The sequence below is a fragment of the Mycobacterium sp. NPDC050853 genome (assembly GCF_040653875.1).
Classification (GTDB): Bacteria; Actinomycetota; Actinomycetes; order Mycobacteriales; family Mycobacteriaceae; genus Mycobacterium.
Genome location: NZ_JBFAGW010000016.1, coordinates 1 through 8,950 on the forward strand (window position 1 = coordinate 1; position 8,950 = coordinate 8,950).

Annotated in this window: 12 protein-coding genes and 1 pseudogene; 7 read left to right on the top strand and 6 right to left on the bottom strand. The window is 64.1% G+C overall.

The window, feature by feature from the left end; all coding sequences use genetic code 11:
* Window positions 1-404: pseudogene (locus tag AB0H22_RS25260) on the top strand (steroid 3-ketoacyl-CoA thiolase); the annotation flags it as partial.
* A 49-nt stretch (window positions 405-453) separates the two neighbouring features.
* Here AB0H22_RS25260 and AB0H22_RS25265 read toward each other — a convergent pair.
* Both AB0H22_RS25265 and AB0H22_RS25270 read right to left on the bottom strand, forming a co-directional pair.
* Complete coding sequence (locus tag AB0H22_RS25265) at window positions 454-1,707, bottom strand: cytochrome P450 (RefSeq protein ID WP_180752353.1); 1,254 nt, start codon at window positions 1,705-1,707, stop codon at window positions 454-456.
* A gap of 115 nt (window positions 1,708-1,822) precedes the next feature.
* Window positions 1,823-2,203, bottom strand: a complete 381-nt coding sequence (locus AB0H22_RS25270) for a hypothetical protein (protein WP_180752352.1) — start codon at window positions 2,201-2,203, stop codon at window positions 1,823-1,825.
* Window positions 2,204-2,231: 28 nt separating this feature from the next.
* Between AB0H22_RS25270 and AB0H22_RS25275 the strand changes: the two genes are divergently transcribed.
* Window positions 2,232-2,699, top strand: a complete 468-nt coding sequence (locus AB0H22_RS25275) for a nitroreductase family deazaflavin-dependent oxidoreductase (protein WP_180752351.1) — start codon at window positions 2,232-2,234, stop codon at window positions 2,697-2,699.
* A gap of 75 nt (window positions 2,700-2,774) precedes the next feature.
* Here the strand turns inward: AB0H22_RS25275 and AB0H22_RS25280 are convergent, their stop codons facing one another.
* Both AB0H22_RS25280 and AB0H22_RS25285 read right to left on the bottom strand, forming a co-directional pair.
* Window positions 2,775-3,686 carry an SDR family oxidoreductase gene (locus AB0H22_RS25280; protein ID WP_358150010.1) on the bottom strand — a complete coding sequence of 304 codons (912 nt, stop codon included), beginning with the start codon at window positions 3,684-3,686 and terminating at the stop codon, window positions 2,775-2,777.
* A gap of 1 nt (window position 3,687) precedes the next feature.
* A complete protein-coding gene (locus AB0H22_RS25285; RefSeq protein WP_180752349.1) occupies window positions 3,688-4,479 on the bottom strand; it encodes an SDR family oxidoreductase in 792 nt (263 codons plus the stop codon).
* Window positions 4,480-4,585: 106 nt separating this feature from the next.
* Here AB0H22_RS25285 and AB0H22_RS25290 point away from each other — a divergent pair, with 106 nt between their 5' ends.
* The 5 genes from AB0H22_RS25290 (at window position 4,586) to AB0H22_RS25310 (ending at window position 8,466) form a co-directional block, all read left to right on the top strand.
* Window positions 4,586-5,356: an enoyl-CoA hydratase family protein gene (locus AB0H22_RS25290; protein ID WP_180752348.1), complete on the top strand. Its 771-nt coding sequence runs from the start codon at window positions 4,586-4,588 to the stop codon at window positions 5,354-5,356.
* Window positions 5,357-6,238 carry a cholesterol ring-cleaving hydrolase subunit IpdA gene (ipdA, locus tag AB0H22_RS25295; RefSeq protein WP_358150013.1) on the top strand — a complete coding sequence of 294 codons (882 nt, stop codon included), beginning with the start codon at window positions 5,357-5,359 and terminating at the stop codon, window positions 6,236-6,238.
* Window positions 6,235-6,984, top strand: a complete 750-nt coding sequence (locus AB0H22_RS25300) for a CoA-transferase (protein ID WP_358150015.1) — start codon at window positions 6,235-6,237, stop codon at window positions 6,982-6,984. The genes ipdA and AB0H22_RS25300 overlap by 4 nt, the downstream gene beginning before the upstream one ends.
* Complete coding sequence (gene ipdC / locus AB0H22_RS25305) at window positions 6,981-8,057, top strand: (3aS,4S,5R,7aS)-5-hydroxy-7a-methyl-1-oxo-octahydro-1H-indene-4-carboxyl-CoA dehydrogenase (RefSeq protein WP_358150017.1); 1,077 nt, start codon at window positions 6,981-6,983, stop codon at window positions 8,055-8,057. Before AB0H22_RS25300 ends, ipdC begins: the two co-directional genes overlap by 4 nt.
* Window positions 8,058-8,127: 70 nt before the next feature.
* Entirely contained in the window at window positions 8,128-8,466 is a 339-nt protein-coding gene (locus AB0H22_RS25310) for a hypothetical protein (RefSeq protein ID WP_180752344.1), read from the top strand.
* Here AB0H22_RS25310 and AB0H22_RS25315 read toward each other — a convergent pair.
* Both AB0H22_RS25315 and AB0H22_RS25320 read right to left on the bottom strand, forming a co-directional pair.
* Window positions 8,463-8,789 (bottom strand): hypothetical protein, encoded by a 327-nt coding sequence (locus tag AB0H22_RS25315; RefSeq protein WP_180752343.1) that lies wholly within the window; start codon window positions 8,787-8,789, stop codon window positions 8,463-8,465. The two genes, AB0H22_RS25310 and AB0H22_RS25315, sit on opposite strands and share 4 nt — an antisense overlap.
* 75 nt (window positions 8,790-8,864) lie before the next feature.
* Window positions 8,865-8,950 (bottom strand): hypothetical protein (locus AB0H22_RS25320; RefSeq protein WP_358150020.1); only part of this gene is annotated, 86 nt, incomplete at its 5' end.

The following is an 8,950-nucleotide window of genomic DNA, read 5'->3' on the forward strand; positions in this document are numbered from 1 at the left end:
TGGACGAAGACAAGGCTCGTGCGCTGGGCCTCACGCCGCGTGCACGCATCGTGTCGCAGGCTCTTGTGGGTGCCGAGCCCTACTACCACCTCGACGGCCCCGTGCAGTCGACGCAGCGTGTGCTGGACCGTGCGGGCATGAAGATCGGCGATATCGATGTCGTCGAGATCAACGAGGCATTCGCCTCGGTGGTGCTGTCCTGGGCGGCCGTACACAAGCCGGACTTCGATCGCGTCAACGTCAACGGCGGCGCCATCGCGCTGGGTCACCCGGTCGGCAGCACCGGTGCCCGACTGATCACCACGGCGTTGTACGAGCTCGAACGCACCGACAAGTCAACGGCTTTGATCACGATGTGCGCGGGCGGCGCGCTGTCCACCGGCACCATCATCGAGCGGATCTAACCTTCTCTGCGAAAGGCCCCCGGCACCGCGGTGTCCGGGGGTCTTTTCGTCAGCTGGCGCGGCCGTAACCTGCCGGACAGAAGTCGACCTCCCAGTGTTTGACGCCGTTGAGCCATCCCGAACGCAATCTGTCGGGCTCTCCCGCCGATGCGAGGTCCGGCATGTGATCGGCGATGGCATTGAACATCAGGTTGATGGTCATCCGCGCCAGGTTGGCACCGACGCAGTGGTGCTCGCCATTTCCCCCAAATCCAACATGCGGGTTGGGGTTTCGCATTATGTCGAAGGAGAACGGATTCTCGAAGACCTCTTCGTCGAAGTTGGCGCTGCGGTACATCATCACCACGCGCTGCCCCTTCTTGATCTGCACACCACCAAGCTCGGTGTCCTCCAACGCCGTCCGCTGGAAAGACGTCACCGGCGTCGCCCACCGCACAATCTCATCGGCGGCCGACTCGGGACGCTCCCGCTTGTACAGCTCCCACTGCTCCGGAAACTGGGTGAAGGCGTGCATTCCGTGCGTGATGGAGTTACGGGTCGTTTCATTGCCGGCCACCGCCAAAAGCATTACGAAGAAACCGAATTCGTCATCGGAAAGCTTCTCGCCGTCGATATCGGCATTCACCAGATCAGTACAGATGTCCGTACCGGGTTCCGAGGTCTTGCGCGCCGCAACCTGCATGGCGTACATCAGCAGCTCGGCGCTGGCGGTGGCGCTGTCGTCCTCACCATTATCAGAATCGTCGGAACCCACCAGCCTGTTGGACCAGTCGAAGAGCTGCTCACGCTCATCCAGTGGCGTACCCATCAAACCCGCGATGGCTTGCAGCGGAAGCTCACAGGCCACCTGCTCCACGAAGTCACCATGCCGCATCTGTGCCGCCGACTTCGCGATGCCCTGCGCCCGAGCATTGAGGTCGTCCCGCAGTCGGCCCACCGCTCGCGGCGTGAACCCACGGCTGATGATGTGCCGCAACCTGCTGTGCCGGGGCGGATCCATGTTGAGCATGATCAATCGTGTCGCGTCGATCCGCTCACGCGGAGTGGTGGAGAGATAGCGCGGTATCGCCGTGTTCTGCTCGCTGGAGAACACATCGGATCGGAGCGAAACCTCCCTGACATCTTTGTGTTTGGACACCACCCAGAAGCCCTCGTCGTCGAACCCGGCGACCCTGCGCTCGGTGTGATTCCACCAGATCGGCTCGGTGTGCCGCAGCTCTGCGAGCTCACGCTCCGGGATCCCACGCACGAAAAGATCAGGATCGGTGAAGTCGATACCTGCGGGAAGGTTGGGATGTACCACGCTGTACCTCCTGGCCTGTGACGTATTTCACTAATGGCTCTAGTCGCAGTGAAGCACAGAAATCGACCCCAGGACAAGGGTGTGCGGAGGAAAAAACCCAGATCTAGAACGTGTTCTAGGTACGTGACAGCTTGGGGACGAAGATCGCGCGGATGTGGTGAATCCGCGGATCGTCGGCCGGAATTTTGAACGTCTCGTCTACTTTGGCGACAACGCGCCAACCGGCCGCCTTCGCCTTGGTCTCGATGACGAAGCTCGCGATGACGTTCTCTCCCTCGACGCGGAACTGCCGATTGGAGGCCGCCGCGATAAGACGGAACTGCGGACCGTTATTCAGGCTGCGCCGCAAGTGATCTCCGGAGAACCCGGTCTTGACACCCTGCTCGATCCGCACGCACTCCGGGGCAAATGGCACCGCGTCCGCCTGATGAGTAACCAACGCTTCGATGTACGCGTTGGCGGCGGCAATTCGTTCGGCATCGGTGACTGTCGGCACCCTCACAGGATAGGGGTACGGTGCCGATATGAGCGCACCTGCCCAGCTGAATTCCGAGTTCGCCGGCAAGCTGATCAAGTGGATGACCACCGCCAACGTGTGGCTGTACCAGCGGACCGACGGTCGTCTCGGCGGAAAGTGGCGTGTAGGTGCAGCTTTCCCGTGGGGCATACCGGTGCTGCTGGTCACCACCACCGGCCGCAAGACCGGGCAGAAGCGGCTGAGCGCACTGCTCTATCTGCCCGACGGCGACAAGATCGTCCTGGTGGCATCGCAAGGCGGGCGTGCCGGCAACCCGGCGTGGTACCTCAACCTGAAAGCGAATTCTGAAGTCAGCGTTCAGATCAAGGGTGATATCCGCACTATGACGGCTCGCACCGCGACCGATGAAGAGCGCGCGTACTACTGGCCCAAACTGGTCGAGCTGTACGCCGACTTCGACAAGTACCAGTCGTACACGACCCGCACGATCCCGGTCGTCATCCTCGAGCCGTAGTTGCGTCGACACGCCGCCTCGTGGCGGACACGTACGATACGAATCCGCAGCGATACGGCGTGTCGGCGGGGAGAGCTAAGCCTGCGAGCCGTAGACCGGAACCGGCGTGCGCGCTTGGCCGAGCAGGTCGCTGACCACGGGACCCAATTCGCTTGGATCCCAACGTGCTCCCTTGTCAACCTGCGGTCCGTGCGCCCAGCCCTCGGCGACGCGAATGATGCCCGCCTCGACCTCGAACACCTTTCCGGTGACCTCACGAGACTCGGGGCTGCCCAGCCACACCACCAGCGGCGAGACGTTCTCCGGGGCCATCGCGTCGAACGCGCCGTCCTCCGGCTTGGCCATGGTCTCGGCGAAGACCGCCTCGGTCATCCGGGTACGGGCGGCCGGAGCGATGGCGTTGACGGTGATGCCGTAGCGGCCCATCTCGGCGGCGGCCTGCAGGGTCAGGGTCGAGATACCGGCCTTGGCGGCGGCATAGTTCCCTTGCCCCACACTGCCTTGCAGACCAGCGGCGGAACTGGTGTTGATGATGCGCGCGTCCACCGCATTGCCTGCCTTGAACTCGTCGCGCCAGTAGGCGGCGGCGTGACGCAACGGTGCGAAGTGCCCCTTGAGATGCACACGGATCACCGCGTCCCACTCCTCCTCGCTCATGTTGGCAAGCATCCGGTCGCGCAGGAAACCGGCATTGTTGACCAGAACATCCAGGCGGCCAAAGGAATTGACGGCGGTGTTGATGAGGTTCTTGGCGCCGCTCCAGTCGGCGACGTCGTCACCGTTGGTGACGGCCTCTCCACCGGCAGCCTTGATCTCCTCCACGACCTCCTGTGCGGGGCTGGAGCCGGCCGAGCCATCCAGGCCCACACCGATGTCGTTGACGACGACCCGTGCGCCTTCGGCTGCGAATGCCAGCGCGTGCGCACGGCCAATACCGCGGCCCGCACCGGTGATGATGACGACCCGTCCATCGAGCAAACCTGGCACGTTACTTCTCCTTAGCGTTGACATTGGCGGCGTCGAGGAACGCGGGGCGCTCTCCCCCACCGTGAACCGTGAGGACCGAACCGGTCACATACGAAGACAATGGCGATGACAGAAATGCTGCGGTCCAACCGATCTCGTCAGGGTTGGCCAGACGTCCGAGGGGCACCGTCGCTCCCACAGAGGCGATACCGTCTTCGTCGCCGTAATGCATTTCCGACAGCTCGGTGCGGATCATCCCGGCGGCAAGCGCATTCACCCGCACCTTGGGTGCCCACTCCACGGCCAGGCTCCGGGTCAGGCTCTCCAGGCCGGCCTTGGCGGCGCCGTAGGCGGCGGTGCCCGGCGACGGACGGCTCGCGCTCACACTGGTGATGTTGACGATGGTGCCGCCCTCGTCCTGCTTCTGCATCACCGCGTTGGCCCGCTGCGAGACAAGCAGGGCAGAGAGCAGATTCAGCTCGATGATCTTGCGATGGAAGTTGTGGCTGACGTCGGCGGCGAGGGCGAAGGGAGCCCCTCCGGCGTTGTTCACGACGGCATCCAGACGGCCATGGTTGGAGACGATGGTGTTGATCAGCGCGTCCACCGACTCTTCGTCGCGAACATCGCAGGAATGAAATTCATAGGGGGTCTCGCCCGGACGTCGCGCACAGGTAACCACTGTGGCCCCTTGGTCGGCGAAGACCTGGCTGATCCCGGCACCAACGCCGCGGACGCCTCCGGTGACCAGTACGACGCGACCGCCGAGGCCGAGATCGTATGACGGCGCCCGATGCTCTTCGCCGGCGCTCATCGCTGCCACCTGACTGTCCTCCTGCCGATTTCCTGCGCTTTCCTGCTGCGCACGGGCCATGGTAGCGTACCAAGCAAGTGCTTGTTTCGGTACCTTGAGGAGTCTCATGGGCATCATCACCGCGACGGTTGAACCGGGCATCGTCACCGTCACCGTCGACTACCCGAAGGTCAACGCCATCCCGTCGCGCGGGTGGTTTGAGTTGGCCGACGCCATCCTGGCCGCGGGTAATGACCCGTCCACCCACGTGGTGATCCTGCGGGCCGAGGGCCGCGGGTTCAACGCGGGTGCCGACATCAAAGAAATGCAGCGCACCCAAGAAGAGGGCAAGGGTTACACCGCTCTCATCGACACCAACCGGGGCTGCTTCGAGGCCTTCAGCGCGGTGTACCGCTGCAAGGTGCCGGTCATTGCCGCCGTCAACGGTTTCTGCCTCGGCGGCGGAATTGGCTTGGTGGGCAACGCCGATGTGATCGTCGCATCCGATGACGCGGTGTTCAGCGTTCCCGAGGTGGACCGCGGCGCGCTCGGTACGGCCACCCACCTGCAGCGACTGGTCCCCCAGCATGTGATGCGCCGGCTGTTCTACACAGCGGCCAAGATCGATGCAAAGACGCTGCAGCAGTACGGATCCATCCACGAGGTGGTTCCGCGCGACGAGCTGGACGAGGCCGCGCTGCGCGTCGCCCGGGACATCGCCGCCAAGGACACCCGCGTCATCCGGGCCGCCAAGGAGGCCATCAACTTCATCGACCCGCAAGACGTCGAGTCCAGCTACCGCATGGAGCAGGGCTTTACGTTCGAGCTCAACCTGGCGGGTGTCGCCGACGAGCACCGAGACGCGTTCGTCGAGACCGGAAAGCCGAAGGGACAGTAAATGGGAGACAAGCGCACCACGCTCGACGAGGTCGTCGCCGAGCTGCGCAGTGGAATGACCATCGGTCTCGGCGGCTGGGGTTCGCGCCGCAAGCCCATGGCGTTCGTACGCGCGATTCTGCGTTCGGACATCAAGGATTTGACGGTCGTCACATACGGCGGACCGGACCTCGGCCTGCTGTGTTCTGCAGGCAAGGTCAAGAAGGCGTACTACGGTTTCGTCTCTCTGGACTCCCCACCGTTCTACGACCCGTGGTTCGCCAAGGCGCGCACCACAGGTGCGATCGAGTCCCGCGAGATGGACGAGGGCATGGTCAAGTGCGGCCTGGAGGCCGCCGCCGCTCGCCTGCCGTTCCTGCCCATCCGGGCCGGGCTGGGATCCGACGTCATGAACTTCTGGGGCGATGAGCTCAAAACGGTCACCTCGCCCTACGCGGACTCGTCGGGAAATGCGGAAACCCTGGTCGCCATGCCCGCGCTGAACCTGGACGCCGCCTTCGTGCACCTCAACCTGGGCGATGCCACCGGCAATGCCGCCTACACCGGCGTCGACCCATACTTCGACGACCTCTACTGCATGGCCGCCGAACGTCGGTACCTCTCGGTGGAGAAGATCGTCTCCACCGAGGAACTGGTGAAATCCGTACCTCTGCAGTCGCTTCTGCTGAACCGCATGATGGTCGACAAGGTGGTCGAGGTGCCGGGCGGTGCGCACTTCACCATCGGCGCCGCCGACTACGGCCGCGACGAGAAGTTCCAGCGGCACTACGCCGAGGCGGCCGGCGACCCGGAGACCTGGCAGAAGTTCGTCGACACCTACCTGTCCGGTTCCGAAGAGGACTACCAGGCAGCCGTTAAGCGCTTTAAGGAGCAGCAGGCATGAGTGAGGCAACCCGCGCCGAGGTATGCGCCGTCGCATGCGCCGAGTTGTTCAGGGACGCAGGCGAGATCATGGCCTCTGCGATGTCGACGATGTCCACCGTCGGCGCCCGACTGGCCCGCCTCACTTTCTCTCCCGACCTGGTGCTCTCCGATGGCGAGGCCGTCCTGATGGCCGAGACACCGGCGATTGGCGGCACCTCGCCGATCGAGGGGTGGATGCCCTTCCGCAAGGTGTTCGATGTGGTGGCCTCCGGCCGTCGGCATGTCGTCATGGGCGCCAACCAGATTGACCGCTACGGCAATCAGAACCTCTCGGCGTTCGGGCCGCTGCAGCACCCCACCCGGCAGATGTTCGGTGTGCGGGGCGCCCCCGGGAACACCATCAACCACGCCACCTCCTACTTCGTGGGCAACCATTCCGCGCGGGTGTTCGGTAACTCGGTCGACGTGGTGTCCGGTGTCGGCTACGACAAGGCCGATCCCGCGAACCCGGCATTCAAATACCTCAACGTGTTCCGGGTGGTCTCCAACCTGGGCGTATTCGACTTCAACGGCCCCGACCGACAGATGCAGGCACTATCCCTGCACCCCGGAGTCTCGGCCGAGGACGTCGCGTCAAACACCGGCTTCAAGGTACACGGACTGGCCGACGCCGCCGAGACCCGGCTGCCGACCGACGAGGAGTTGCGGATCATCCGCGAGGTGATTGATCCGAAGTCATTCCGCGACAAGGAAGTGAAGGCGTGAGTGCCCAGGTGCTCAAGACCCCGCTGACCGAACTTGTCGGCATCGACCATCCCGTCGTGCAGACCGGTATGGGCTGGGTGGCAGGTCCGCGCCTGGTGGCCGCCACCTCCAACGCCGGCGGACTGGGCATCCTCGCCTCAGCGACGATGACGCTGGAGGAGCTGGTCGCAGCCGTCGCGAAGACGAAGTCACTGACCGACAAGCCCTTCGGTGTGAACATTCGCGCCGATGCCGGTGACGCCAACGAGCGCATCGACCTGCTGATCAAGGAGCAGGTAAAGGTCGCATCTTTTGCGCTGGCGCCGAAGCAGAACCTCATCGCGAAGCTGAAAGACAATGGTGTCGTGGTGGTTCCGTCCATCGGAGCGGCCAAGCATGCCAAGAAGGTCGCGGCCTGGGGAGCCGATGCGGTGATCGTGCAGGGCGGTGAGGGCGGTGGACACACCGGTCCGGTCGCCACCACCCTGCTGCTGCCCTCGGTACTGGACGCCGTGAAGGACACCGGAATGCCGGTCATCGCCGCGGGTGGGTTCTTCGACGGACGTGGCCTCGCGGCGGCGCTGTCCTACGGTGCCGCGGGTGTCGCCATGGGCACCCGCTTCCTGCTGACCTCCGACAGCACCGTGCCGGATGCGGTCAAGCAGCGCTACCTGGCCTCCGATCTCGGCGGCACCGTGGTGTCGACGCGCGTCGACGGTATGCCGCATCGCGTGCTGCGCACCGAGCTGGTTGAAAAGCTCGAAAGCGGTTCGCGGGTACGCGGTTTCAGCGCCGCAATCCGCAACGCGGCCAAGTTCAAGAAGATGTCGGGCATGACATGGCTGTCCATGGTCAAGGACGGTCTGGCGATGCGGCATGGCAAGGAGCTCACCTGGTCGCAGGTGCTGATGGCCGCGAACACTCCGATGCTGCTCAAAGCCGGTCTGGTCGAGGGCAACACGAATGCGGGCGTGCTGGCCTCGGGTCAAGTCGCGGGCATCCTCGATGACCTGCCGAGCTGTCAGGAACTGGTCGACTCGATCGTCGCCGAGGCCGTCACACACCTACGGGCAGCCAACGCCACAATTCTCTAGGCGATTCTCCCGCAGCGAATTCCCGTCATTCCGACAGCGGATTCACAGAATGCGGGAGAATCCTGGAGATATGAGACACCGCAAGTTCACCTTCTCGACAGCTGCCTGTTGTGTGGCAGCCTTGGCAACCCTTGTACTCGCGCCCGTGGCCCTGGCCGACCCCGACGCGCCCTCAGTGCCGGAGCAGCCAATTCACGCGCCCGCGCAGGGATCCATGGAATTACCGACCGACCGCGGCCGGGCTCATGTACTGCCGCGAGACCAGAAGATCGGCGGCGCCAATCCGGATGTGCCGTACGGTACCGATCCCTACGTCCCAGATCACGCAGACAATATCGGCGGCGCCGATCCGTCCACTCCGGACGGTACCGATCCAGATGTGCCATTCGGGACGTGGGCTCAGAGCTAGTCGCCCGGTAGGGGAGCTTGTGGCAGACCATCATCCGGTGCCTGGGCAGGCGCCTCGGGTGCCGGGGTGTTGAAGATGTCTATGCTGTCCCGCTGATTCCAGCCATTCCAGGGGCTGTCCCCCCAACCTCCCGGGTACTGCGACAGCTGTGGCGGGAGATCGCCCATCGACTGCGGGAGGAATCCAAGTCCGCCACCGGGTAGTCCGGGGATTCCGGGGATTGAACAAATCTCCGGCGGGCACGGTTCCGCATTCGCCGGGGCACCGCTTGCGATGATGCCGAACGCCGCTGCCATCGTGCCGATCAAGACTCCTGCGCGCATATCCCTCAGGCTACGCCCGCGAATGTCGACCTTTCGTTGGAAAAGCCGCAGAAAGGTCGACATTCGGCCGTGAATTCAGAGGCGCTCGATGATGGTGACGTTGGCGGTACCGCCGCCCTCGCACATCGTCTGCAGGCCGTAGCGGCCCCCGGTGCGCTCCA

Coding starts and splice junctions, on each gene's coding strand:
- AB0H22_RS25275 (WP_180752351.1), top strand. CDS start 2,232: ATGAGCGCACCTGCCCAGCTGAATTCCGAGTTCGCCGGCAAGCTGATC.
- AB0H22_RS25285 (WP_180752349.1), bottom strand. CDS start 4,479: ATGAGCGCCGGCGAAGAGCATCGGGCGCCGTCATACGATCTCGGCCTC.
- AB0H22_RS25290 (WP_180752348.1), top strand. CDS start 4,586: ATGGGCATCATCACCGCGACGGTTGAACCGGGCATCGTCACCGTCACC.
- ipdA (WP_358150013.1), top strand. CDS start 5,357: ATGGGAGACAAGCGCACCACGCTCGACGAGGTCGTCGCCGAGCTGCGC.
- AB0H22_RS25300 (WP_358150015.1), top strand. CDS start 6,235: ATGAGTGAGGCAACCCGCGCCGAGGTATGCGCCGTCGCATGCGCCGAG.
- AB0H22_RS25310 (WP_180752344.1), top strand. CDS start 8,128: ATGAGACACCGCAAGTTCACCTTCTCGACAGCTGCCTGTTGTGTGGCA.
- AB0H22_RS25315 (WP_180752343.1), bottom strand. CDS start 8,789: ATGCGCGCAGGAGTCTTGATCGGCACGATGGCAGCGGCGTTCGGCATC.